Raw genomic sequence first — 24,830 nt, 5'->3', positions numbered from 1 at the left:
CACCTCCGGGCTGTCGGTGCCTCGCGATGCGCTTGGAGTGGGGACCGCGAGCCCCCTCGGGGAGCGTTGCCGCCCCCGGATCCGAGGCTACTGTGCGGCACCGGCGGAATCCGGGCCAAGCACCTGGCCAAAAGATGGTCAGATCGGGTCCCCGCCGGATGTCCCGGCTCCTGCTGAACGGATCGGCGGGCGGACCGGGTCGCAAACCACTGGCGCGGGGTGATGCCCGGACCGGTGCCGCCGCGAGGTCGCCCCGGGTGGCCGGCTTCCACCACGCCCGGCCAGCACGGGACACGTCCGCACCTGCCGGTGATCAGCGGCGCAGGGACGTCTCCCGGTCCATGTGCGAGAGCTTCTCCGGGTTGCGCACGGCGTAGAGGCCGCTGATCCGCCCGTCCTCCAGCCGCACCGCGATCACCGTGTCGAGCTCGCCGCCGAACCTGACCACGAGCGCCGGGTAGCCGTTGACCTGGGCCGGTTCCATCTCCCAGCCGGTCACCTTCAGCAAGCCGCCGAGCAGCAGGCGCGCGACCTTCGAGGCGCCGACGACCGGACGCGGGACGGCCTGCTTCACGCCGCCGCCGTCGCCGAGGAACACGACGTCCGGGGCGAGCAGGTCCAGCAACGACTGGAGATCACCCGTCTCGGTGGCGCGCTGGAAGGCCGCGAGGGCCTCGCGCGACTCGGCCTGGGTGACGACCTCGCGCGGGCGCCGGGCGGCCACGTGCGAGCGGGCGCGGTGGGCGATCTGGCGGACCGCGGCCGGGTTCTTGCCCACGGCCTCGGCGATCTCGTCGTAGCCGAGGTCGAACACCTCGCGCAGCACGAAGACGGCGCGCTCGGTCGGGGTGAGCGTTTCGAGGACCAGCATCACCGCCATCGAGACGCTGTCGGCGAGCTCGACGTCCTCGGCGACGTCCGGGGCGGTCAGCAGCGGCTCCGGCAGCCACGAGCCGACGTAGGACTCCTTGCGGCGCCCCAGGGTCCGCAGCCTCGCCAGCGCCTGGCGCGTCACGACGCGGACCAGGTAGGCGCGGTGGTTCTCGACGGCGCCGTGCTCCACGTCTGCCCACCGCAGCCACGTCTCCTGCAGCACGTCCTCGGCGTCGGCGGCGGAGCCGAGCATCTCGTAGGCGATCGTGAAGAGCAGGTTGCGGTGGCTGACGAACGAGTCGGTCGCGGCGTCCATGGACACAAGACACCAGGCCGGGCTCGACTGTGACAGTGTGCTGGATCACAGTCACAGGATTCGGGGGTCCGGCATCTCGTGGTCGTCCGGCAAGTCCACGAGGGAGGAACCAACGATGGAAACCCGCTTCGACCTCTTCGCCACCCAGACCGGCGCCAAGCTTGCCAAGCGGTTCGCGGGTCTGCACGGCGTGCTGCACGAGTCGCCGCTGCCGAAGACCGTGATCGAACTGGTCAGCATGCGGGCGAGCCAGCTCAACGGCTGCGGCTTCTGCCTCGACATGCACGCCAAGGACGCCGTCGCGGCGGGTGAGGACCCGTTGCGGCTGCACCTGGTGGCCGGGTGGCGCGAGACGACCGTGTTCACGGAGGCCGAACAGGCCGCGCTCAAGCTCACCGAGGAGGGCACGCTGCTCACGCTCGACGGCGTGAGCGACGAGACCTGGGCAGCGGTCCGCAAGCACTACGACGACGAGGAGACCGCCGCCCTGGTCTGCCTGGTCGGCCTGATCAACGCCGCCAACCGGCTGGGCGTCATCACCCGCCAGAAGGGCGGTGCGTACCAGGTGGGCGCGATGGCCCAGTTCGACTAGTGGATCCGGCCCCGGAGCATGACCATGCGCGGCGTCCGGAGGACCTCCAGGTCTTTCCGCGGGTCCTCGTCGTAGACGACGATGTCCGCCGCCGCGCCCTCGGTCAGCGACGGGAAGCCCAGCCACTCGCGGGCACGCCACGACGCGGCGCCGATGGCGTCCGCCGCGCTCATGCCCACGCGGTGCAGGGCGACGACCTCGTCGACGATGCGCCCGTGGCGGATGCCGCCACCCGCGTCGGTGCCCGCGTAGACCGGCACGCCCGCCTCGATCGCGGACGCCACCGTGGACGAGACGCGGGCGTGCAGGTCCCGCATGTGGTTCGCGTAGACCGGGTACCTGCCGGCCCTGTCCGCGATGCCGGGGAACGTCTCGACGTTGATCAGCGTGGGCACCAGCGCGGTGCCCCGCTCGGCCATCAGCGCGATCGTGTCGCCGGTCAGGCCGGTGCCGTGCTCGATGCAGTCGATGCCCGCGTTGATCAGGCCCGGCAGCGCGTCCTCGCCGAACACGTGCGCGGTGACCTTGGCGCCGGCGTCGTGGGCGACCTTGATCGCCCCGGCCAGCTCCTCGTCCGTCCACAGCGGGGCGAGGTCGCCCGCGTCGCGGTCGATCCAGTCGCCGACGAGCTTCACCCAGCCGTCGCCCTGCACGGCCTGCTCCGCCACGGCTGACGCCAGGTCCGACTCGATCTCCACGCCGATGTGCGGGAGGTAGCGCTTCGGGCGGGCGATGTGGCGGCCCGACCGGATGATCCGCGGCAGGTCCAGGCGTTCCTGCAACGGCGTCGTGTCGATCGGCGACCCGCAGTCGCGGATCAGCAACGTGCCCGCGTCGCGGTCGGTGATCGCCTGCTCAACGGCCTCGGACAGCTCCACACCGCCCTGCGGGCCCAGGCCGACGTGGCAGTGCGCGTCGACCAGGCCCGGGACGAGGAACCCTCCGTCGACCACGGTCCGCGCACCCGGCACGGGCTGGGTGCGCACACGGCCGTTGACGACCCACAGGTCTCGCGGCTCGCCGTCCGGCAGGACGACGCCGCGCAGGTGCATGGTCACTTCTTCTTGTCGTCGCCGTCGAACTTGAACTTCGACGGGTCGAAGCCGGGCGGGAGCTCGTTCATGCCCCCACCGAGCTTCGACAGGTCGGGCATCCCGCCGGGAGGCATGCCGGGGAAGCCACCGGGCATCCCGCCGGGGAGCATCCCGGGGAAGCCGCCCTTGATCTTGGGAGGCGTCGGGCCGCGTCCGCCCTTGCCCTTCTTCCCCTTCTTGCCCTTCTTCCCCTTGCCGCCGCCACCGCCGCCGAAGCCCATCCGGCCGGCCATCGACGCCATCATCTTGCGGGCCTCGAAGAAGCGGTTGACCAGGTCGTTCACGTCGCTGACCTTGACGCCCGAACCGTTGGCGATGCGCAGCCGGCGGGAAGCGTTGATGATCTTGGGGTCGTCGCGCTCGGCCGGCGTCATGCCGCGGATGATCGCCTGGATGCGGTCGAGGTGCTTCTCGTCCAGCATCGCGAGCTGGTCCTTCATCTGCCCCGCGCCCGGCAGCATGCCGAGCAGGTTCGCGATGGGACCCATCTTGCGGATCGCGAGCATCTGCTCCAGGAAGTCCTCGAGCGTGAGCTGGCCGGTGTGCAGCTTCGCGGCGGCCTTCTCGGCCTGCTCCTGGTCGAAGTGCTGCTCGGCCTGCTCGATCAGCGTGAGGACGTCACCCATGCCGAGGATGCGCGAGGCCATCCGGTCCGGGTGGAAGACGTCGAAGTCCTCGAGCTTCTCGCCGTTGGACGCGAAGAGGATCGGCTGGCCGGTGACCTCGCGGACCGACAGGGCGGCACCACCGCGGGCGTCGCCGTCGAGCTTCGTGAGCACGACACCGGTGAAGCCGACGCCGTCGCGGAACGCCGTGGCGGTGTTGATCGCGTCCTGACCGACCATCGCGTCGACGACGAACAGGACCTCGTCCGGGTTGACCGCGGCCCGGATGTCGATGGCCTGCTTCATCATCTCCTCGTCGACGCCCAGCCGGCCGGCCGTGTCGACGAGGACGATGTCGTGCTGCTTGGCCTTGGCTTCCTCGATGCCGCGGCGCGAGACCTCGACCGGGTTGCCCACGCCGTTGCCGGGCTCGGGGGCGAACACGGGCACGCCCGCGCGCTCACCGACGACCTGGAGCTGCGTGACGGCGTTCGGGCGCTGCAGGTCGGCCGCGACGAGCAGCGGCGTGTGACCCTGGCCCTTGAGCCAGCGGGCCAGCTTGCCGGCGAGCGTCGTCTTACCGGCACCCTGCAGACCCGCCAGCATGATCACCGACGGGGGGTTCTTCGCCAGGTTCAGCCGCCGCGTCTCGCCACCGAGGACGTTGACGAGCTCCTCGTTGACGATCTTCACGACCTGCTGCGCCGGGTTCAGCGCCTGGTGCACCTCGGCGCCCTTGGCGCGCTCCTTCACCTTGGCGATGAAGCCGCGCACAACGGGCAGCGCGACGTCGGCCTCGAGCAGGGCGACCCTGATCTCGCGGGCGGTCGCGTCGATGTCGGCGTCGCTGAGCCGGCCCTTGCCGCGAAGGCCCTGGAGAACCGTGGTCAGCCGGTCGGAAAGCGTGGAGAACACGCCGTCCAGCCTAGCCAACCTCAGCTCCACCCGATCCCATGGCTCGCCAGCGCGTCCAGAAGGACCGGCTGACGGCGTCCGACCGGAGCAGTGGAGATCTGCGCGAACCGCAGTCCCGCCGCCACCGCGGCCCCGTCCACCACGGGGTCGTCGCCGACGTGCAGGCACTCGGACGGGTCGACGTCCAGCCGCACGCAGGCGGCGTCGAAGGCACGGGGTGAGGGCTTCGAGAAGCCGATCTCGTACGACAGCGCGAAGGCGTCCACCGACAGCCGTTCGCGTGCGAACACGCCGCGGATGTTCCACGAGATGTTGCTGAGAACGCCGACCTTCAACGGCCTCACCACGCTCAACGCCGCGGCCGTGTCGGGGTACGGCAGCCAGAACGCCGGGGTGTGCAGGCGCTGGAACAGGTCCTCGGTCAGCGGCAGGCCCGCCAGCCGGAACAGGGTCCGGTGGGCCGCGCGGCTGGCCAGCGCCGTCAGGTCGCGGGCGTCCCAGACAGCCCGCTCCGCCGCGTTCATCCGCGCGACGTACGGCGCGGGCGCGCGCAGGACGGAGAGGTGCCGCGGCGGGAACCACGGGTGGGCAGGACGCCCGAACAGGGTGCCCGCGAAGTCGAACAGGACAGCCTTGATCACGACGCCATGATGCGCAGACCACCCGAGGTCCCCGCACGGGTGAGGAGCGTCACGCCCTGGAAGCCGAACGGGACCCAGCCCGCCTCGAACCGGGCGCGCATCGACGTGCCGCGGCGGACGTGGCGTTCGAACGCGTGGGTGCGGACGACCCGTTTGCGGGCGATCTGACCGTCCAGCGCCTGGGCGGCGGAGGCGTCCAGCCACAGGAAGTGGCGGGAGCGTCCCGACAGCAGGCCCGCCAGCACCAGCATGAACCGGGTGCCGGGACGGGTGGAGGGCTCGTGCACCACCAGCAGGCCCGCGCAGGACAGCGCCGCCCAGAACACGCGCAGCCGGTGCGTGAGGTGCACGAAGACGCGCCAGTACCGGTACGGCAGGCGCACGCGCGGCTCCAGCCACTGGCGCACCTGGTCGGAGTCGAGCACGGTGACCGGTTCGTCCGCGTCGAGGCGGGTGAGCAGCGTCGTCTTGCCCGCGCCGGGGATCCCGGCGAGGACTACGAGCGAGCGCGGCCGCACTCGGACGGCGGTGGTCTGCGTGTTCAACACGGCGGTCATGTCCTAGAAGACGTTCCGGCCATCCTTCTCGTTCAGTTTGGTCCGGTTTCTCACCGAATGCACAGCCTTCGGCTCCCCGGCCCGTGCTGTTCGCCCGACGGCGGCCCGCCGACCTCCCCGGACCGATCGCGGAGTGACGTGCGGCACGGGAGAAACGCCGGCGGCGGTGCGGGTGCCCGGTACCTCCCCCGGCTCCGTCACCCGTCACCACCGCCTTCGCCCGCCCGGGAAGCGGTCCACCCCTCGAGGACGCTTTCCGGACACCGCGAAGACTGCCGCGTTCCGGAAGCGTCCAGGAGCGTGAGCACCCCCGAGTGGTTGTGCGTAGTGCTACTCAACCTCTACCTGGCCGCGTCGAGCACAGCCCGCTCGATCCGCCTCCTGTCCAGATCGGCGCCGGCGATGCTGAACGAGTCGACGACGGTGGCGCCCAGCGTGGACACGCGCGCCCACCGGACGTCCACCCCGCACTGCTCCAACGCACCGGCCACGCGGTGCAGCAGCCCGATGCGGTCGGCGGCGCGCAGTTCCAGCACCACGGCACCGGTCGCCTCGTCGTCGAACCACAGCACGCGGGCGGGCGGCGGGTCGAGCGGCGGGCCGCCGTAGTCGCGTTCCTTGGCGGCGAGCTCGTCCGCCAGCGGCAGCGAGCCCTCGACCGCCCTGGTGAGCTGTTCGCGCAGCAGGGCCGCGTCCGGCAACGAGCCGAAGCGCGGTGACACCGTGAACGCGTCCACCGTCGCACCGCCGTGCGAGCGCAACGTCGCCGCGTGGACCTCCAGCGAGTTCAACGCGAGCACCCCGGCAGCCTTGGACAGCAGCCCCGGCCGGTCCGGCGCGATCACCGTCACGACCGCCGCGTGGTCCTGCTTCTCCAGCAGCACGTCCGGTTTCCCCGACGCCGCGACCCGTTCCGCCATCTCGACGTGCGCGGGGTCGAGCGGTTCCGGTTCGGGCAGCGCCTCCCCCGCCATCGCCGTGCGGCAGCGGGCGACCAGGTCGGCCAGCAGCGCGGCCTTCCAGTCCGTCCACACGCCCGGCCCCGTCGCGATGGAGTCGGACTCCGCGAGCGCGTGCAGCAGTTCCAGCAGCACCGCGTCGCCGCCGAGGGTCTCGACCACGCGGTGCACGGTGGCCTCGTCTTCGACGTCACGACGGGTCGCGGTGTGCGGCAGCAGCAGGTGGTGGCGCACCATCGCGGACAGCGTCTCGACGTCCTGCGGCCACAGCCCGAGCCGCTCGCCGATCTGGGTCGCCAGCGCGGCCCCGACCTCGGAGTGGTCCTGCTGCCGGCCCTTGCCGATGTCGTGGATCAACGCGCCCAGCAGCAACAGGTCCGGCCGCGCCACCGTCGTCGCGAGGCGGGCGGCGTGCGCGACGGTCTGCACCAGGTGCCGGTCGACCGTCCACATGTGGGCGGCGTCGCGGGGAGGCAGGTCCCGCACCGCGCCCCACTCGGGGAACAGCCGGCCCCACAGACCCGTGCGGTCCAACGCCTCCACGACGTCCACGAGCCCGCTGCCGCTGCCCAGCAACGCCAGCAGTTCCTCGCGGGCCTCGCGCGGCCACGGCTGGCGCAGCTCCGGCGCCGAGTCCGCAAGGCGGGTGAGTGTTCCGGACGCGATGGGGTGCTTGGACCGTGCCGCCGCCGTGGCCACACGCAACAACAACGCCGGGTCACGGCTGGGAATCGCGTCACGGGCGAGGGAAACCTCGGAGCCGTGCAGCACAACGCCTTCGTCCAACGGCCTGCGCGGCGGCTGTCCGCGGAGGAACGCGCCGAGTCCACGCTTCGGTGCGGCCGCACGAGCCGAGCGCATGGCCACGTCGAACGCGTAGACAACGGTGCGTGCGGCAGAAGAAAGCGCACGGGCCAAAGCAAAACGATCGGCCAGCCCCAGAGCCGATGCCACCTCGTCGCCGTCCTGTGCCCGCAGCACGTCACGAGGTTTCCGCGCCACGCGGCGGAGTTCGGTGCGCACGTCCAGCAGCAACCGGCGCGCCTCACCGACGTCGGCGGACGGCCTGTCCACCAGCTGGGCGAGCGACAGGGCGTCCAGGATGGTCAGGTCCCGCAGTCCACCGCGGCCGTGCTTGAGGTCGGGTTCGACGCGGTGGGCGATCTCGCCGCTGCGCGCCCAGCGCTTCCGCGACGACTCGGCGATCTCGTCCAGCCGGTTGCGGACGTTGCCCCGCCACGCCTGCCGCGCGCCGTCCGCGAGCTTCTGCGTGACTTCCGGATCACCGGCGACGTGGCGGATGTCGAGCAGTCCCAGCGCTGTCCGCAGATCGCCGGCGGCGACCCTCAGCGCCTCCCCGACGGTCCGCACGGAGTGGTCCAGTCCGATGCCGGAGTTCCACAGGGGGTACCAGAGCTTCTCGGCGATCTCATCGATGTTCTTGACACCGTTGTGCACCAGGACCAGGTCGAGGTCCGAGTAGGGCACGAGCTCGCGCCGCCCCAGCCCGCCGACCGCCACGAGCGCGACACCCGGTCCGGATGTCCCCGCTCCCTGCGCGTGTTTGGTCAACCAGAACTCGTGCAGGTCCACGAGTGCTTCGCGCAGGGGTTCGGCGGCCAAGCGACGACGACCTGGCACGAGCAGCCTTTCGCGTGCTCGCACCAGGTCGTCAGCCGTGACGACGGCCGTTTCGTTGTTCTCCACGGGCCGTCTCCTAGTGGTTAAAGCGCATCCGATCCGCGTTCGCCCGTGCGCACGCGAACGACTGTCTCGACCGGAGTGACCCAGACCTTGCCGTCGCCGATCTTGCCGGTGCGGGCGGCCTCGACGACCGCCTCCAGCACCTTGTCGACGGCGGTGTCGTCGATGACGACCTCGATCTTGATCTTGGGCACGAAGTCCACCGAGTACTCGGCACCGCGGTAGACCTCGGTGTGGCCCTTCTGGCGGCCGTAGCCCTGCACCTCGCTGACGGTCATGCCCAGCACCCCGAGCTGTTCCAGGGAGCTCTTCACGTCGTCGAGCGTGAACGGCTTGATGATCGCGGTGACCAGCTTCATTTCTTGTTGCTCCCCTCGAGGACCGCGGTCGCACCGGCGGCCACGCTCGTCTTGCCGGTACCCCGCGCACTGGTGAGGCTGCCGTACTCGTAGGCGCGCTCGGCGTGCTCGGCTTCGTCGATGCTCGCGACCTCCGCTTCCTCGGAGGCGCGGAACCCGACGGTGAACTTCACCAGGTACCCGAGCGCGAGGCTCAGGACGAACGAGTAGGCGAGCACCGCGAAGGCACCGACGGCCTGGCGCCACAGCTGGTCCACGCCGCCGCCGTAGAAGAGGCCGTTGATCTTGGCGGGCGCCGCCTCGCTGGCGAACAGGCCGATCAGGATCGTGCCGGACAGACCGCCGACGAGGTGCACGCCGACGACGTCGAGCGAGTCGTCGAGGCCGAAGCGGTACTTCAGCGACACGGCCAGGGCGCACAGGGCACCGGTGATCGCGCCGATCGCGATGGCGCCGACCGGGGTGACCGCGGAGCAGGCGGGCGTGATGGCGACCAGACCGGCGATGACACCCGACGCCGCGCCGAGCGTGGTGGCCTTGCCGTCGCGGATGCGCTCGGTCAGCAGCCAGCCGAGCATCGCGGCGCACGTGGCGACCAGCGTGTTGACGAACGTGACACCCGCGGTGCCGTTAGCACCGAGAGCGGAACCGGCGTTGAACCCGAACCAGCCGAACCACAGCAGACCGGCACCGAGCACGACCAGCGGCAGGCTGTGCGGCTTCATGGGCTCCTTCGGCCAGCCGACGCGCTTGCCGAGCACCAGCGCCAGCGCGAGACCCGCGGCACCGGCGTTGATGTGCACCGCCGTACCGCCGGCGAAGTCGATCGCGAGGAGCTTGTTGGCGATCCAGCCGCCGGGGTCGACGACGTTGCCGGCCTCGTCCTTGCCGTCGAAGTCGAAGACCCAGTGGGCGACCGGGAAGTAGACGATCGTGGCCCACAGACCCGCGAACAGCAGCCACGGGCCGAAGCGGGCGCGGTCGGCGATCGCACCGGAGATCAGCGCGACCGTGATGATCGCGAACATGGCCTGGAACGCCACGAACACGGTGCTCGGGATCTTGCCCGACAGCGAGTCGGCCCCCAGCAGACCGTCGAGGCCGAAGAACTCGAACGGCTTGCCCAGCAGGCCCGCGCCGACGTCCGCGCCGAATGCCGTCGAGTACCCGAACAGCACCCACAGGACACCGACCACGGCCATGGCGCCCAGGCTCATCATCATCATGTTGAGCACGCTCTTCGAACGGACCATGCCTCCGTAGAAGAAGGCGAGGCCCGGCGTCATCAGCAGCACCAAGGCGGCGCTGGTGAGCACCCAGGCGGTGTCCCCTGTATCCACTTCGACCTCCACTGCACGTCGGTTGCAGGGAGCATCGGCAGGTCCTGTTTCACGGACCCGCGTGGAACGTTTCGCCGAGGTGAACTGTCGAACTGGACGTGTTACGTCCGCGTTTCACGGCGTTCACGGTCTCGATTCGGCCACCTCACGGCGGCGAACCGGTGACGAGGAGTGGCCCCCGGCCTCACCCTTGCGGGGGACGCGAACGGACCGCGTCCCCCGGTGCGCTCACCGGCGGACGCGGTCCGCGACCTGACTGGACTACGCGATGGAGAACGGACCCGCGGGCACCCGCGGCTTCACGGACATGGTCGCCGTCTCGGCCGGCTCGACGGCGGCGCAGGACGTGCCGTTGCGCGGCAGCTTCAGCGACACGAGGTACTCGTTGTTGATCTTCAGCGTGCACTCGCTGCGGTCGTAGACGCCGTGGCCCCAGCCTTCGTAGGTCACGAAGACGGTGGTGTCGCGGGACTGGCGGTGCGCGTTGACCGCCCACTCGTAGGCCGTCGCCGGGTCGTGCTTGGCGTTGGTGAGCAGGATCTTCGGCGCGTTCTTGATCTTCAGCGTGCGCTGCGGGTTCGTGGCCTTCGGGAACCCGGCACAGCCCATCATGGCGCCGTGGCCCAGCGAGGAGCCGCGCGTGTTCGGCGCGATCCGGTACTCGGACTTCGTCAACGCCTGGTACTCACCCCACGAGCTGACGCGCAGGTTGTAGTCGTTGCAGAAGATGCCGGGGAACGGGTTGGGGAACGTCTCCTCGGCCGCGAAGGCCGAGAACGCCGACTTCGGCGCCTGCACACCGTCGATGATCTGCTTGACCTGGTCGGCGAACGGCTTCCAGCTGGGGCCGTAGGCCATGCCGACCACACCGCTGCCGAGGTCCTCCGGCGTCATCTTGAGGGTCGGGTCCCACGGAGCCGGCACCTCACCGCGCTCGGCCTTGGCCAGCAGGTCCTTCCAGATCTTGCGGAGGTCCTGGCCGTGGAACGGCGACGACGGGCTGCGGTCGCTCCACTTGACCCACTCGTCGAACGAGTCCTCGGCGGTGCGCGCCTCGGAGTCGAGGAACGCCTTGGTGCCGAGGCTGTGGTCCATGTTGGAGTCGATGATCATGGCCCGGATGTTGCGGCCGAACCGCTCCGCGTAGTGCTGGCCCATGATCGTGCCGTACGAGATGCCGTAGTAGTTGATCTTCTTCTCGCCCAGGGCACGGCGGATGGCGTCGATGTCCTGCGCCACCTCCGCGGTCGAGGCGTTGTCGAAGATCGCGCCGGACTGCTTGCGGCAGTCCTCGCGCAGCGCCTTGTTGAACACGACGAGCGCGTCGAACTCGGCCTTGCTCTTCGGGTAGTTCGACGGGGTCTTCTGCAGCATCTCCGCCGAGCACTTGATCGGCGCGCTGCGGGCGACACCGCGCGGGTCGAACCCGATGACGTCGAACTTGTCGACGATCTCCTTGCTGAAGTAGCGGTCGGCGCCGAACGAGAAGTCGACACCGGACCCACCCGGCCCGCCGGGGTTGATCACCATCGCGCCGATGCGCTGGGACGGGTCGTTCGCCTTGCGGCGCGACACGGCCAGCTGGAACTTCTCCCCCTGGGGCTTCGCGTAGTCGACGGGCAGCTCGAGGAAGCCGCAGTCGACCGTCGGCACCTCTTCACAGGGCTTCCAGTCGATCGCGCCGACGTGGAACTCCGGCTGCCCTTCCCCAGCCGCGACCGCGACCTGGCTCGCACCTAGCACCAATGCAGAACTCGCTAGCGCGGCTCCGAAGACGCGCACCATCGGTTGCATGGATTTCCTCCCTAGATCCCCGATCTTGCGGGAGGAACGCTTCCACCGATCGTGTGACGCAGACAACCGACTCAGGTAGGGAGAGAAATCAGCCCGTGGTCGTACAACCACCCTCAGTTGGTCGTTTTGGCCCACATCGTTCGCAGGTGGGACAGGCCGTCACTCGTAGGAGTTCCGAGGATGCGCAGGCGTGCCATGCCGCCGTCCGGGTAGATGTCGAGGCGCGCGGCCGTCGCCTCGGCCGGGTCCACGAGGAACCGGTGCCTCGTGTCGGGCTGCAGCCGCGTACGCGGGAGCAGGTCGAACCACGTGTCCGGGTCCTTGCGCTCGTCGCAGCCCTTCACCGACGCCCAGCCCGGCGCGTTGCCCTTGAAGTGGCTGGTGTCGAGCTCGACCAGCCGCACGAGACCGGGCGCGGCGAGCCGCAGCGACACCCAGTCGTTGCCGTCGTCACGGCGGCGCGCGGTCTCCCAGCCCTCGCCCATGACCGCGGCCTGACCGGGGGCGATGAGGTTGTTGGGCGAGCTGTAGAACATGTTGCTGCAGCCCGTGACGACCGCGCCGTTCTCCAGGGCGGCGAGGTCGACGCCGCCGACGAGCAGGCGCGGGTCGGCGACAGGTTCGCCGTGCACGCGCAGCCGGGCGACGCCGCCGTCCGGGTCGATGGTCAGGCGCACGTGCGTGACGCGGCGGCCTTCGCCGACGTCGAAGAAGTGCTTCTCGTCGCCCTTCAGCGCGGTGCGCCCGACCAGCGGGAACCACCCGGTGATCTCGTCGGCCGACGGGTAGCCGTCGACCTGGGCGCCCTCGACCCAGCAGAACGGCGGGTAGTTGCCCTTGAAGAACGCCGTGTCGACGACGACCCCGCGCACGACACCGGGCATGCCGAGCCGGACCACCGCCCGGTCCACGCCGGGCTCGCGACGCCGGCGGGTCTCCCAGCCGTCGTAGACCTGCCCCTTGTGGCCGAAGGTGTAGGGCCGGTAGACCGGCTCGGCGGGCTCGACCAGGTTCTCCCGCTCGGCGAACAGCTCGTCGTTCGCCCACACCACACCACCTCCGACCGCGCGCGAGGCGAGATCGGGCAGCCGGGTCCACTCCGTCATGCTTCTCCTCTTCTGAGCAGCTTGCCTTGCGTCTGACCGGTTTCCTTGCCGCGCAACCACGTCTGGCGCACGACGCCGTGCAGCGTGCGTCCGTGGTACGGCGTGACCGGGTTGCGGTGGTGCAGCTTCTCCTTGTCCACCACGAAGGTCTCGTCCGGCGCGAACACCACGAGGTCCGCGTCCTTGCCGACCTCGATGGCGCCCTTGCTCTCCAGCCCGGCCTGGCGCGCCGGGTGCGTCGCCATCCAGCGGACGACGTCGGTGAGCTGGAACCCGCGTTCCCGCGCGCCCGTCCACACCGCGGGCAGGCCGAGCTGCAGCGACGCGATGCCGCCCCAGGCCGTGGCGAAGTCGCCCTCCTTCAGCTCCGCCGTGCTCGGCGAGTGGTCGCTCACGACGAGGTCGATCACGCCGTCGCGCAGGCCCTGCCACAGCGCCTCGCGGTTCTCCGCCTCGCGGATCGGCGGGCAGCACTTGAACTCGGTCTGCCCGTCGCGGATCTCCTCCGCCGTGAACGTGAGGTAGTGCGGGCACGTCTCGGCGGTGATCGGCAGGCTCTCGCGTTTCGCGGCCTCCAGGATCGAGAGCGCGTCGGACGACGAGAGGTGCAGGATGTGCGTCCGTGCGCCGGTCTTGCGGGTCAACGCCACGACGTCGCTGATCGCCTTGTTCTCGGCCTCTCGCGGCCGTGAGGCGAGGAACCCCGCGTAGTCCGGCTCGGACTCACGGACCGTGTGCGCGTCTTCGGCGTGCACGATCGTCAACGCGTCGAGCGTCGCCAACCGGCGCAACGCCGCTTCGAGTTCGTCGGTGGTCACCGCCGGGAACTCGTCCACGCCCGAGTGCAGCAGGAAGCACTTGAAGCCGAAGACGCCGGCCTCGTGCAACGGCTTGAGGTCGGCGAGGTTGCCGGGGACGATGCCGCCCCAGAACCCGACGTCCACGGACACGGCCGCCGCAGCCCCGCGCTTGATCTCCAGCGCCTCGGCCGTGACCGTCGGCGGGATGCTGTTGAGCGGCATGTCGATGATCGTCGTGACGCCCCCGGCGGCGGCGGCCCTGGTCGCCGTCGCGAAGCCCTCCCACTCGCTGCGGCCGGGGTCGTTGACGTGCACGTGGGTGTCGACCAGGCCCGGCAGCAGCACCTCGTCGTCGGCGAGGTGCACGACGTTCGGCGAGTCGATGCGCGCCTCGACGGCGACCACCCTGCCGTCGACGACGCCGACGTCGCACGCGATCTCACCCTGCGGGGTCACGGCTCTGCGGGCGCGGAAGACCAGGTCCATGGCACTCACTGTGACACCCAGTCGCGGGCGATGCGACCACCCAGGACGGTGAGGAGTGGACCGGCGTGAGCCATGCACCGCGTGAGGTCCGGTTCGACGTCCAGCAACGCGTAGGCGGCTTTCAGCCCGAGGTCGCCGGGTTCGACCGAGCACTGTCCGGCCACCGCGACCACGGGTACGTCCCCCGAGGCCCTGACCACGCCGTACGGCGCCTTGCCGTGCCTGGTCTGGGCGTCCAGCGACCCCTCCCCGGTGATCACCAGCGACGCGTCGGCGACGGCCTCGGCGAAACCGGCGAGCTCGAGCACCACCTCGATGCCGGGCCGGAACCGCGCGCCGAGCACCGCCAGCGCCGCGAACCCGATCCCACCGGCCGCACCGGCACCGGGCCGTGAGGCGTGCTCCGGCCCGATCGAGTCGGCGAAGGCTTCGAGCCGCTGCTCCAGGACCTCCACCTGGCCGGGTGAAGCTCCCTTCTGCGGCCCGTAGACCGCCGCCGCGCCGGTCGGCCCGAGCAGGGGGTTGTCGACGTCCGAGGCCAGCACCAGGTCGACGCCGCCGAACGACGTCCCGCCGAGCGCCTCCAGCATCCCGGCGCCGCCGTCCGTGCACGCGCTGCCGCCGAGCCCCAGCACGATCGTGGAGCAGCCGACGTCCAGAGCGGCTTTCAGCAGCTCACCGACACCGCGACTGGTGGCGTCCAGCGGCGCGGGCTTCTCCAGCAACGCAAGCCCCGCAGCCGACGCCACCTCGACCACGGCGGTCGTGCCGCGGACGGCGAAGGACGCGGGCACCGGCGTGCCGGCCGGTCCGGTGACCCAGCGCCCCACCTTCAGGAACCCGGCGGCGACGGCGGCGTCGACCGTGCCGTCGCCGCCGTCGGCCACCGGGAGGAGGCGCACGTCCGCGTCCGGGACCGCCTCCCGCAGGCCGCGCGCGACGGCGGCGGCGACCTGCGGGGCGGTGAGCGATCCCTTGAACTTGTCCGGCGCGATGACCACGGCACTCACGGCAGCGGCTCGAATTCCCTCATCGCGGCGATCGACGTGCCGTTCGCGGTGTTCCCCTCGCGTTCGACCATGATCTCGACGAGCACCGGCCGCCGCGTGCGGTCGGCCTCCTTGCGCGCCCACTCCAGCGAGCCGCGGATCTCGCCCGGATCGGCCACGCGGACACCGGAGCAGCCGTACGCCTCCATGATCTTGACGTTGTCCGAGCCGGTGGTGTCGTAGTGGATGTCGACCTCGTACTTCATGTCGTAGCCACCGTGGTCCTCGGCCATCCTGATCAGGCCGAGGTACTCGTTGTTGAGCATGATCAGCACGAACGGCACGTCGTACTGGGCGCCGACCGCCAGTTCCTCGACCAGGAACTGGAACGAGTAGTCGCCGACGACGCCGACGACCTCGGCGTCCGGCCTGGCCTTCTTGACCCCGATGGCCGCCGGGATCTCCCAGCCGAGCGGACCGGCCTGGCCGCAGACTTGGTAGTGCCGCGGCCTGTGCGCCTTCTGGTGCTGGCCGGACCAGATCTGGTAGAGCCCGATGGCCGTGACGAAGTACGTGTCCGGGCCGTAGAACTCGTTGATCTCCTTGAACACCCGAGGCGCTTTGACCGGCACGGTGTCGAAGTCCTCGCGCCGCAGCAGCGTCCGCTTGAGCTCCTGGCACCGCTCGACCCAGGCGCCCCCGTCCCGGGGCCCGTGCCGCTTCGCCTTGTCCAGCAGGGCCTTCAGGAACAGCCTGGTGTCCGCGACGATGCCGAGGTCCGGCCCGAACACCTTGCCGATCTGCGTCGGTTCGACGTCGACGTGGATGAACTTCCGGTCACCGCGGTAGGTCGCGAGGTCACCGGTGTGCCGGTCGCCGAACCGCGCGCCGAGCGCCAGCACGAGGTCGGACTCCAGGAACGACGCGTTGCCGTAGCGCTGCGAGGTCTGGATGCCGGTCATGCCCGCGTAGAGCGGGTGGTCCTCGTCGAGGGCGCCCTTGCCCATCAGCGTGGCCTGGACCGGGACCTGCAGGAACTCGGCCAGCTCCAGCAGTTCGGCGGACGCCTCGCCGAGGATGACACCGCCACCCGCGAGCAGCAGCGGGCGTTCGGCGGCCAGCAGCATCTCCAGCGCGCGCTCGACCCGTGCGTCACTCGGAGCGCTTCTCTGCACCGGCAACGGCTCGTCGATCGTGGAGTCCCACTCGATCTCCTGCTTCTGCACGTCGATCGGCAGGTCGATCAGGACCGGTCCCGGACGGCCGGACCGGGCGATCCGGAACGCCTCGCGGAAGATCCACGGCATCTGCGCGGCTTCCCTGACCTGCACCGCCCACTTCGTGACGGGCGCGGCGATCGAGACGATGTCGACGGCCTGGAACGCCTCCTGGTGCAGCTTCGAGACCGCCGCCTGGCCGGTGATGCACAGGATCGGCACGGAGTCGGCCTGTGCGGTGTAGAGGCCGGTGATCATGTTCGTGCCGGCCGGACCCGAGGTGCCGATCGCGACGCCGACGTTGCCGGTCGTGCGCGACCAGCCGTCGGCCATGTGCGTGGCACCTTCCTCATGGCGGACGATCAGGTGCTCGATCGAGCCGTCCTGCTCCATCGCCTTGTACAGCGGGAGGATCGCGGCGCCGGGGCAGCCGAACACGGTGTCGACGCCCTCGGACCTGAGGACCTCGACGACCGCTTGCATGACGGGGATCTTCGGCATGTGTCAGGCCCTTCCCGCGAAGTTCTCGACGACCTTGAGCAGCGCGGAGTGGTCCAGCGAGCCGTACCCCTGCGCGCGTGCCGCCGCGACCAGCGCGGCGATCTGGTTGGTGACCGGCAGTGCGACGTCGGCGGAGCGCGCCGCGTCCAGTGCGATGCCCATGTCCTTGTGGTGCAGGTCGATCCGGAAGCCCGGCTGGAACTCGCGGGCGATCATCGACTCGCGCTTGAGGTCGAGGACCCGGCTCGCCGCGAGGCCGCCCGCGAGCACGTCGAGGCCCGCCTTCGGGTCGACACCCGACGCCTCCAGCAGCACGATCGCCTCGGCGACCAGGGCGTAGATGCCGCCGACCACGAGCTGGTTGGCCGCCTTCACGACCTGGCCCGCGCCGTGCGGCCCGACGTGGACGACCGTCTTGCCGACGACCTCCAGGAACGGCCTGGCCGCGGCGAAGTCCCGCTCCTCGCCCCCGACCATGATGCTGAGCGACGCCTGGACCGCCCCCGTCTGGCCGCCGCTGACCGGCGCGTCGAGCACGCGCACGTGCGTCAGCTTCCTCGCGATCTCGATCGAGGTGGACGGGCGGATCGTGCTCATGTCGATCAGCAACGCGCCTTCGCCGAACGCCACCTCGTCGACCACCGCCTCGACCTGCGGGTGGTTCGGCAGCATCGTGATGACGACCTCGGCGCCGCTCACGGCCTCCTGCGCCGATCCGGCCGCCCCGCCACCGTTCGCGACCAGCTCGTCGAGCGAGGCCCGGCTGAGGTCGAAGCCCGTCACGTCGTGCCCGGCGGCTACGAGGTGGGCCGCCATCGGGCCGCCCATGATGCCGAGCCCGATGAAACCGATCTTCGTCATGCGTTGTCCCTCCAAGCGAAGGAGTGGGTGACGGGCTTGTACTCGGCGCCGACGAAGCCCGTGTAGCCGTTGGCGCGGAGCTTCGCGAGATGCCCGAAGAGGTCGAGCTCGCCGGTGCCGGGCTCGCCGCGTCCGGGAGCGTCGGCGATCTGCACGTGACCGATGCGGTCGGCGTGGTCGGCGAGGAGGTCGAGGTCGTCGCCGTTCGTGGCGAGGTGGTAGAGGTCGGCGAGCAGCTTCACGTTGCCGCGGTCGATCTCGTCGATCAGGTCGAACGCCTGGTGGGCGGTCCTGATCGGGTACCGCGGCGCGCCGCTCAGCGGTTCGACCACGATCTGCGCGCCGATCTCCGCCGCGACGTCGGCGGCGAAGCGGTAGTGGGAGATGGTGTGCGCGGTCGTCTCGAAGTTGCCGTGCAGCGCGTTGAGCGTGCGGCAGCCGAGGCGGGCCGCGATGGCCGCGGCGATCTCGACGTTCGCGCGGAACTCGGTCTCGCGGCCGGGCCAGCTCGCGAGGCCCCTGTCCCCCGCGGGCATGTCGCCCGCGTAGAGGTTCAGGCCGACCAGGCGCACCCGCGCGTCGACGATCGCGTTCTCGAACGCCTCGATCTCGCGCGTCTCGGGTACGGCGTCCGCGAACGGCCACCAGATCTCGACCGCGTCGAACCCGGCCGCGCGTGCGGCTCGGGGACGCTCCAGCAACGGCAGCTCGGTGAAGAGCATCGAGAGGTTGGCATCGAACATCGGTGGCTTGTCCTTCCACATTGCGGAAGTTGTATTTCGTACTACGGAGACACTAGACATCTCGCGCGCGCCGGGTCAAGAATGTGGAAGTTCAATTCCGCGATGTAGAAACTTGGAGAGCCGTGGAGAGCTTCAACAGCGCCCCGGAGTCAGAACTCCGCCCCTTGCTCGCCGAGTGCCTCGCGGTACCCCGCTGGATCGACGCGGTGGTGGCGGGCAGGCCTTACGCGTCGATGGATGCTCTCCTCGCGGCTTCTTCGGCCGCCGCACAAGGACTTTCCGACGAGGAGGTGCTCGGCGCGATCGCCGGGCACCCGCGCATCGGCGAACGGCAGAGGACAGGCGGGGTGTCGGCGAGGTGGTCGCGGTCCGAACAGTCCGGTGTGGACGCCTCCGAGGCTGATCGCCTGGCGGCCGCCAACGCCGCGTACGAGGATCGGTTCGGGCACATCTACCTGGTGTGCGCGACCGGCCTGAGCGGTGCGGAGATGCTCGGCAACCTGTCCAGTCGCATGGACAACCCGCCGGAGGTCGAGCTCCGCGTCGTCAACGACGAACTCGCGAAGATCGCCGCCTTGCGGCTGCAGAAGCTGATCGGGAGCTGAACATGGCCATCGTCCTGGGCCCCAACCAGTACGGGAAGGCGGAGAACCGCCTCGTCACGGTGTCGCGCAACGGTTCCGTGCACACGATCAAAGACCTGACCGTCAGCACCTCGCTGCGCGGAGACCTCGCCGACACGCACCTCACCGGTGACAACGCCAAGGTGCTCGCGACCGACACGCAGAAGAACACCGTCTATGCGTTCGCCAAGGAAGCGCCCGTCGGCGAGATCGAGGACTTCGCCCTGCGCCTCGGCCGGCACTTCGTGGACTCGCAGGAACCGATCACGGGCGCGCGCATCCTCGTCGACGAGCACTCCTGGAACCGCATCGACGGCCACGACCACTCGTTCGTCCAGGGCTCGAACGAGAAGCGCACCACCGCCGTGACGATCGAGGGCTCGTCCGCCTGGGTCGTCTCCGGCGTGCGCGACCTCGTGGTCCTGAAGTCGACGGGCTCGGAGTTCCACGGCTACCCGAAGGACCCGTACACGACGTTGAAGGAGACCGACGACCGCATCCTGGCGACGTCGGTGACCGCCCGCTGGCGCTACACCGGCACGGACGCCGACTGGGCGAAGTCGTTCGCCGAGATCCGCTCGACGATGCTGAAGACCTTCGCGGACAAGCACTCCCTGTCGTTGCAGCAGACGCTGTACGCGATGGGCGAGGCCGTGCTGAACACACGCCCCGAGGTGGCCGAGGTGCGGCTCTCCATGCCGAACAAGCACCACTTCCTCGTGGACCTGAGCCCGTTCGGCCTGGAGAACGACAACGAGGTCTTCTACGCCGCGGACCGCCCCTACGGCCTCATCGAGGGCTCGGTCCTGCGGGACGACGCCCCGGAGGCGGGGCTTGCCTGGAGTACCTTGCCAGCCTTCTGAACACCACCGGGGTGAACAGGCTCGCCGGAGAGGCGACCATGTGCGCGACCTGGATGAAGCGCCGGAACAGGTCGGGGTCGCGCACGATCCCGACCTGCCACTTCTTGAGGTACCACCCGAGCACGCCCCGGCGCCCGTCCTCGACCCAGCTGCGGTCGGCGTTGCTCGACATCGCCCACGACCCCCGCGAGGTCCTGGCGACCTTGCGCTGGAACGCCCGGCAGCCCTTGGCGCTGAAGTCCTGGTGCCGCCGGAACAACAGCGCCTCCATCGCCGCCACGGTGATCCCCTGCCCGTACACGGGGTTGAAGGCGCACACCGCGTCCCCGACCGCCACCAGCCCGCCGGGCCAGTGCGCCGTGGCCTCGAACGCGGTGCGGCGACTGGCCGTCCGCGCGAACAGGTACACGGGCGTGAGCGGCTCGGCGTCCTCGAGCATCTCGGCGATCGGCACCCGCAACGAACCCAGGAACTCCTCGTAGCTCCGCACGTCCCGCGACGGGTGGTCGCCCGCGGCCCCCTGCGCGGTCACCATCAGCCGCCCGCCCTCCACCCGCATCACCGCGCACCCCCTCGGCACGTGCGGCGCGGACAGGCTTTCCGCGTACACCACGGGGAAGTCCTCCGGCGCGGTGTAGATCCGCGTGGCGTACCCGGTGCGCGAGTCGACGACCTCGGGCTCCGGCGTCGTGATCCCGCCTCCGCGAGCCAGTTCGCCAGCTTCGAGGACCGCCCGGAAGCGTCGACGACGAGGTCCGCGCCGATCTTGCCGTGGTCTCGCGTGAGAACGCCGTCGACCGTGCCGTCGCGCAACGACAACCCGGTGACGTGCACGCCGTCCACGATCTCGGCCGTGACCCGCCGCCTGATCGCGGTCTCCAGCAAGGGCCTGCTCAACGACAGCAACGGCAGCCCCGTCCGCGTGCGGGCGAGCCAGCCGAGCGGGTTGAGGATCCGCATGTCCCCCGCGTCCGCCAGCACCGCTCCGGCCGCCACGAGTTCGTCGCGCAGCCCGGGGAACAGCCCCTCCAGCAGTTCGCCGCCGCGCACCAGCAGCCCGTGCACGTGCCGGCCCTGCGGCACCCCGGCCCGGTACTCGACCTCGTCGGACAGCTCGTCCCGCTCCAGGACCACGACGTCGTGGGCCTCGCTCAGCACGCGGGCGGCGAGCAGCCCGGCGATTCCCCCACCCACCACCACGACCCTCATGGCCCCATTGAATCAGCAGGGTCAGCGGTTCTCCGTGCCCCGCAACGACATCTGCCGGTCCCGTCACGAGTGGAACAGGTCCGCCCCGGCCGGCCGAAGTGGCCGCCCCGCCGGATCAGCTCGACCGGGTCGCGAGGCTCCTCAGCGCCGGTTCGTCCAGACCCGTCGCGGCCTGCACCTCCGCCGGGTCCAGCGCGCCGCAGTCCACCGCGCGGAGGAAGGAGGACGACAGCGCCTGAGCGGTCGCCGGCTCGTCCAGGACGCCACCGGAAACGTGCTGGACGTACGACTTCAAGCGGGCGGCGTCGGCGGCGAGGCCTTCGCGGTAGAAGGCGTAGACGGCCGCGTACCGCGTCACCAGTTGTGCCGGGTGCAGGTCCCAGCCCTGGTAGAAGCCGTGTTCCAGCGAACGGCGAACGAGCCGGTAGTGCGTCTCCCAGCCGCGCTGCTTCCCGTCGCCCACGGGCAGCACGTTGGTGGAGCCGTCGGACAACCGGACACCCGTGCCGGCGGCGGACACCTGCATCACGTGGCGGGCGAAGTCGCACGCGCCGTGTGCCAGGTGTTGTTGCGCCGCGGACAGACCGCAGCCCGCGGTGTAGTCGTAGGTGCCGAAGTGCAGGCCCGTCACCCGGCCGCGCCCCGCCTCGATGAACTGCGGGATCGCGAGCCGTCCGGAGGAGTCCACGACGGACTGCGTGGTCTCGACCTGGATCTCGAACTTGAGGTCGCCGCCGAAGAGGTCGAGGACCTCGCCGAACACCTCGACCTGCTCGACCGACGTCACCTTCGGGAACGTGATCACGAAGCCGGGCGGGACGTCCTCCAGCGCGGTCAGGAAGATGTCGAGGGTCCGCAGCCCGCGCTCGCGCAGTTCCGCGGTGTCGAAGGACTTGATGCGCACGCCGAACGACGGCGGCGCGGTGCCCTCGGCGACCCAGCGGGACACGAGGTGGGCCGTGCTCTCGGCGTCCATGTCCTCGACGTCGTCCTCGGGCGCGCCGTAGCCGTCCTCGAAGTCGATCCGCAGGTCCTCGACCGGCTCGCGGCGCAGCTTCGCCTCGACGCGGTCCAGCACGCCGTCCGGCAGGTCCGGCAGCAGTTCCGGCTCGATCGACTCCAGGGCCTCGCGGCCCCAGTCCTCGACCGTGGAACCGATGAGGCGCCCGGCGGGCACGTAGCACGTGTGCACGGGCTGACGGCCGACCGGCCAGCTGCGTTCCACAGTGGACAACCGCGCTGTCAGTCGTTCGACCTCCTCGGGAGGCAGCGATGTCCGGTACATCAGATGCGCTCGTACGCCGGCAGCGTGAGGAAGTCGACGAACTCCTCGGACAGCGCGACCTGCTCGAACAGCTCGACGGCCGCCGCGACGTGCGGGCCCTCCAAGGAGCCGCCGACACGGGCGAGGACCTCGCGCACGGCCTCCGCGGTGACCTCGGTGCCGTCGTCGAGCACGACCTCGTTGTGGATCCACTGCCAGATCTGCGAACGCGAGATCTCCGCGGTGGCGGCGTCCTCCATCAGGTTGTGGATCGCCGCCGCCCCGTTGCCGCCCAGCCAGGACGCGATGTAGCGCACGCCGACGTCGACGGCGCCTTCCAGCCCGGCCCGCGTCGCCGCGCCACCCGCCGACTTGAAGTCCAGCAACTGCTCGGCCGTGACGCTGACGTCGGGTCGCTGCTTGTCGACCTGGTTGGGCCTGTCGCCCAGCACCCCGTCGAAGATCTCCCGGCAAATCGGCACGAGATCAGGATGCGCCACCCACGACCCGTCGAAACCATCGTTCGCCTCGCGCGTCTTGTCCTCGCGGACCTTGCGCAGCGCGTTCTCCGTGACCTCGGGATCGCGCCTGTTCGGGATGAACGCCGCCATGCCACCCATGGCGAACGCTCCGCGCTTGTGGCACGTCTTCACCAGAAGCTCGGTGTACGCGCGCATGAACGGCGCCGTCATCGTCACGCTGTTGCGGTCCGGCAGCACGTAGTCGGCCCCGGCGTCGCGGAAGTACTTGATGACGCTGAAGAGGTAGTCCCACCGGCCGGCGTTGAGCCCCGACGCGTGGTCGCGCAGTTCGTAGAGGATCTCCTCCATTTGGAAGGCGGCCGGAATCGTCTCGATGAGCACCGTGGCGCGAATCGTGCCGTGCGGGATGCCCAACAACTTCTGCGCCGTCGTGAAGACGTCGTTCCACAGCCGTGCTTCGAGGTACGACTCCATCTTGGGCAGGTAGTAGTAGGGCCTGCCCACCTCGGCGTTGTGGAAGAAGTGCAACCCGAAGTCCACCAGCGCACCGATGGCGTTCTTGCCACCGAACTGGAGGTTGCGCTCGTCGAGGTGCCAGCCGCGCGGCCGCACGACGATCGTCGGGTACGGCCCGCCCTTGAGCGAGTACTCCTTGCCCTCCGGCGAGGTGAACGCGATGGTCCGCCGCTCCGCCTCGTACAGGTTCACCTGCCCCTGCACGACGTTGTCCCAGTGCGGCGTGTTCGCGTCCTCGAGGTCCGCGAGCCACACCTTCGCGCCGGAGTTGAGCGCGTTGATCGTCATCTTGCGCTCGGTGGGCCCGGTGATCTCGACCCGCCGGTCGCGCAGCAGTTCGGGCGCCTCGGCGACCTGCCACTCCCCGTCCCTCACGTCCTGCGTCTCGGGGAGGAACCCGAGGGGGCGGCGCTCCTTGCGAAGGGCGAGCAACTCGTCCCTGCGGGCGGCATGCGCCTCGTGCAGCTTCGCGACGAACTCAAGAGCCTCTTCGGTCAGGACCTGCACCGGAATCCACCTCTCTCGGTTTTGCTGTGTGGACTATAGTTTTTGCATTGCGGAACTGCAATGGAAGGAGCCGCACGTGTCCACAGGTGGCGTGCAGTCCCTGCAAAGGGCATTCGACCTGCTCGAACGCCTGGCAGACGCGGGCGGCGAGGCATCGCTGTCGGAGCTGGCGACCACGTCCGGCCTACCCCTGCCCACGATCCACCGCCTCATCCGCACCCTTGTCACGCTGGGCTATGTGCGCCAGAACAGCAACCGGCGCTACACCCTCGGCTCCCGCCTGATCCGCCTCGGCGAGACCGCCTCGCGCCAGTACGGCACCTGGGCCAGACCACTGCTCTCCCAGCTGGTCGACTCGGTGGAGGAAACGGCGAACTTGGCGGTCCTGGACGGCGACGAGGTCGTCTATGTGGCGCAGGTGCCCTCGAAGCACTCGATGCGCATGTTCACGGAGGTGGGCCGCCGCCTGCTGCCCCACGGCACAGGCGTGGGCAAGGCGATGCTCTCGCAACTACCGCGACCCGACGTCCGCGCACTCCTGGAGCGCACGGGCCTACCCGCCTACACGTCGAACACGATCACGGACGCCACCGAACTGCTGGCTTCACTCGACGAGATCGCCGAACGCGGCTACGCGCTGGACGAGTCCGAGCAAGAACTAGGGGTGCGCTGCATCGCGGTGCCGGTGGTGGGAGGCCCAACGCTGGCCGCGGTGTCGGTGTCGGGCCCGGAGGGACGACTGACGAAGGAAGCGGTGACCCGCATCCTCCCCGAGGTGCTGGCAGTGGCGAAGCGGCTGGCGGACCAGGCAGCAACAGCCTGATCAAGCACGATGCCGAAGGCGAGCCGCCTGACCAAGCGCGATGCCGAAGGCGAGCCGCCTGACCGAGCGCGATGCCGAAGGCGAGCCGTCC

Annotated in this window: 23 protein-coding genes; 4 read left to right on the top strand and 19 right to left on the bottom strand. The window is 70.2% G+C overall.

Features of this window, described 5'->3' with window-relative positions:
• Positions 1 to 313: 313 nt before the first annotated feature.
• Positions 314 to 1,189, bottom strand: coding sequence for an RNA polymerase sigma-70 factor (locus L6E10_RS39070; protein ID WP_236225199.1), 876 nt, complete (start codon positions 1,187 to 1,189; stop codon positions 314 to 316).
• 115 nt (positions 1,190 to 1,304) lie between these two features.
• On the opposite strand from L6E10_RS39070, the gene L6E10_RS39065 reads away from it, so the two are divergent.
• Positions 1,305 to 1,781, top strand: coding sequence for a carboxymuconolactone decarboxylase family protein (locus L6E10_RS39065; RefSeq protein WP_236225198.1), 477 nt, complete (start codon positions 1,305 to 1,307; stop codon positions 1,779 to 1,781).
• Here the strand turns inward: L6E10_RS39065 and L6E10_RS39060 are convergent.
• The 14 genes from L6E10_RS39060 to L6E10_RS38995 all read right to left on the bottom strand — a co-directional run bounded on the left by L6E10_RS39060 (position 1,778) and on the right by L6E10_RS38995 (position 18,452).
• On the bottom strand, positions 1,778 to 2,833 hold the full coding sequence (locus tag L6E10_RS39060; protein WP_236225197.1) for an amidohydrolase family protein: 1,056 nt from the start codon (positions 2,831 to 2,833) through the stop codon (positions 1,778 to 1,780). The two genes, L6E10_RS39065 and L6E10_RS39060, sit on opposite strands and share 4 nt — an antisense overlap.
• Before the next feature lie 2 nt (positions 2,834 to 2,835).
• On the bottom strand, positions 2,836 to 4,395 hold the full coding sequence (ffh, locus tag L6E10_RS39055) for a signal recognition particle protein (RefSeq protein WP_236225196.1): 1,560 nt from the start codon (positions 4,393 to 4,395) through the stop codon (positions 2,836 to 2,838).
• A 20-nt stretch (positions 4,396 to 4,415) separates the two neighbouring features.
• Complete coding sequence (locus tag L6E10_RS39050; protein WP_236225195.1) at positions 4,416 to 5,036, bottom strand: HAD family hydrolase; 621 nt, start codon at positions 5,034 to 5,036, stop codon at positions 4,416 to 4,418.
• A complete protein-coding gene (locus L6E10_RS39045; RefSeq protein WP_236225194.1) occupies positions 5,033 to 5,593 on the bottom strand; it encodes an AAA family ATPase in 561 nt (186 codons plus the stop codon). The genes L6E10_RS39050 and L6E10_RS39045 overlap by 4 nt, the downstream gene beginning before the upstream one ends.
• 341 nt (positions 5,594 to 5,934) lie before the next feature.
• Complete coding sequence (locus tag L6E10_RS39040) at positions 5,935 to 8,259, bottom strand: [protein-PII] uridylyltransferase (RefSeq protein WP_236225193.1); 2,325 nt, start codon at positions 8,257 to 8,259, stop codon at positions 5,935 to 5,937.
• A 17-nt stretch (positions 8,260 to 8,276) separates the two neighbouring features.
• Positions 8,277 to 8,615 carry a P-II family nitrogen regulator gene (locus L6E10_RS39035; protein ID WP_090095448.1) on the bottom strand — a complete coding sequence of 113 codons (339 nt, stop codon included), beginning with the start codon at positions 8,613 to 8,615 and terminating at the stop codon, positions 8,277 to 8,279.
• Positions 8,612 to 9,955 carry an ammonium transporter gene (locus L6E10_RS39030; protein ID WP_236225192.1) on the bottom strand — a complete coding sequence of 448 codons (1,344 nt, stop codon included), beginning with the start codon at positions 9,953 to 9,955 and terminating at the stop codon, positions 8,612 to 8,614. The genes L6E10_RS39035 and L6E10_RS39030 overlap by 4 nt, the downstream gene beginning before the upstream one ends.
• Before the next feature lie 261 nt (positions 9,956 to 10,216).
• Positions 10,217 to 11,749, bottom strand: coding sequence for an alpha/beta hydrolase (locus L6E10_RS39025; protein WP_236225191.1), 1,533 nt, complete (start codon positions 11,747 to 11,749; stop codon positions 10,217 to 10,219).
• Between the two features lie 113 nt (positions 11,750 to 11,862).
• Positions 11,863 to 12,855, bottom strand: a complete 993-nt coding sequence (gene alc / locus L6E10_RS39020; protein WP_236225190.1) for an allantoicase — start codon at positions 12,853 to 12,855, stop codon at positions 11,863 to 11,865.
• A complete protein-coding gene (gene allB / locus L6E10_RS39015) occupies positions 12,852 to 14,141 on the bottom strand; it encodes an allantoinase AllB (RefSeq protein WP_236225189.1) in 1,290 nt (429 codons plus the stop codon). Before allB ends, alc begins: the two co-directional genes overlap by 4 nt.
• Before the next feature lie 5 nt (positions 14,142 to 14,146).
• Positions 14,147 to 15,151, bottom strand: coding sequence for a glycerate kinase (locus L6E10_RS39010; RefSeq protein ID WP_236225188.1), 1,005 nt, complete (start codon positions 15,149 to 15,151; stop codon positions 14,147 to 14,149).
• On the bottom strand, positions 15,148 to 16,848 hold the full coding sequence (gene gcl, locus L6E10_RS39005; RefSeq protein WP_236225187.1) for a glyoxylate carboligase: 1,701 nt from the start codon (positions 16,846 to 16,848) through the stop codon (positions 15,148 to 15,150). Before gcl ends, L6E10_RS39010 begins: the two co-directional genes overlap by 4 nt.
• 3 nt (positions 16,849 to 16,851) lie before the next feature.
• A complete protein-coding gene (locus L6E10_RS39000; protein ID WP_236225186.1) occupies positions 16,852 to 17,709 on the bottom strand; it encodes an NAD(P)-dependent oxidoreductase in 858 nt (285 codons plus the stop codon).
• Positions 17,706 to 18,452: a hydroxypyruvate isomerase family protein gene (locus L6E10_RS38995; RefSeq protein WP_236225185.1), complete on the bottom strand. Its 747-nt coding sequence runs from the start codon at positions 18,450 to 18,452 to the stop codon at positions 17,706 to 17,708. The genes L6E10_RS39000 and L6E10_RS38995 overlap by 4 nt, the downstream gene beginning before the upstream one ends.
• A gap of 122 nt (positions 18,453 to 18,574) precedes the next feature.
• Here L6E10_RS38995 and uraD point away from each other — a divergent pair, with 122 nt between their 5' ends.
• Together uraD and pucL are read left to right on the top strand one after the other, a co-directional pair.
• A complete protein-coding gene (uraD, locus tag L6E10_RS38990; protein ID WP_236225184.1) occupies positions 18,575 to 19,057 on the top strand; it encodes a 2-oxo-4-hydroxy-4-carboxy-5-ureidoimidazoline decarboxylase in 483 nt (160 codons plus the stop codon).
• 2 nt (positions 19,058 to 19,059) lie between these two features.
• Complete coding sequence (pucL, locus tag L6E10_RS38985) at positions 19,060 to 19,938, top strand: factor-independent urate hydroxylase (protein ID WP_236225183.1); 879 nt, start codon at positions 19,060 to 19,062, stop codon at positions 19,936 to 19,938.
• On the opposite strand, the gene L6E10_RS38980 is transcribed toward pucL, so the two are convergent.
• The 4 genes from L6E10_RS38980 to aceB all read right to left on the bottom strand — a co-directional run bounded on the left by L6E10_RS38980 (position 19,865) and on the right by aceB (position 23,916).
• A complete protein-coding gene (locus tag L6E10_RS38980; protein ID WP_236225182.1) occupies positions 19,865 to 20,551 on the bottom strand; it encodes a hypothetical protein in 687 nt (228 codons plus the stop codon). The genes pucL and L6E10_RS38980 overlap by 74 nt on opposite strands.
• Complete coding sequence (locus L6E10_RS38975) at positions 20,497 to 21,147, bottom strand: NAD(P)/FAD-dependent oxidoreductase (protein WP_236225181.1); 651 nt, start codon at positions 21,145 to 21,147, stop codon at positions 20,497 to 20,499. Before L6E10_RS38975 ends, L6E10_RS38980 begins: the two co-directional genes overlap by 55 nt.
• 115 nt (positions 21,148 to 21,262) lie before the next feature.
• Positions 21,263 to 22,432, bottom strand: coding sequence for an aldolase (locus L6E10_RS38970; protein ID WP_236225180.1), 1,170 nt, complete (start codon positions 22,430 to 22,432; stop codon positions 21,263 to 21,265).
• Positions 22,432 to 23,916 (bottom strand): malate synthase A, encoded by a 1,485-nt coding sequence (gene aceB, locus L6E10_RS38965; RefSeq protein ID WP_236225179.1) that lies wholly within the window; start codon positions 23,914 to 23,916, stop codon positions 22,432 to 22,434. The genes L6E10_RS38970 and aceB overlap by 1 nt, the downstream gene beginning before the upstream one ends.
• Positions 23,917 to 23,992: 76 nt before the next feature.
• Here aceB and L6E10_RS38960 point away from each other — a divergent pair, with 76 nt between their 5' ends.
• Positions 23,993 to 24,739 (top strand): IclR family transcriptional regulator, encoded by a 747-nt coding sequence (locus tag L6E10_RS38960; protein WP_236225178.1) that lies wholly within the window; start codon positions 23,993 to 23,995, stop codon positions 24,737 to 24,739.
• The last annotated feature ends 91 nt before the right edge of the window (positions 24,740 to 24,830 follow it).

This window comes from Lentzea sp. CC55 (assembly GCF_021056325.1).
Taxonomy (GTDB): Bacteria; Actinomycetota; Actinomycetes; order Mycobacteriales; family Pseudonocardiaceae; genus Lentzea; species Lentzea jiangxiensis.
The sequence above is the reverse complement of the archived record's forward strand: the minus strand, read 5'-3'. Positions and strand labels throughout refer to the sequence as shown.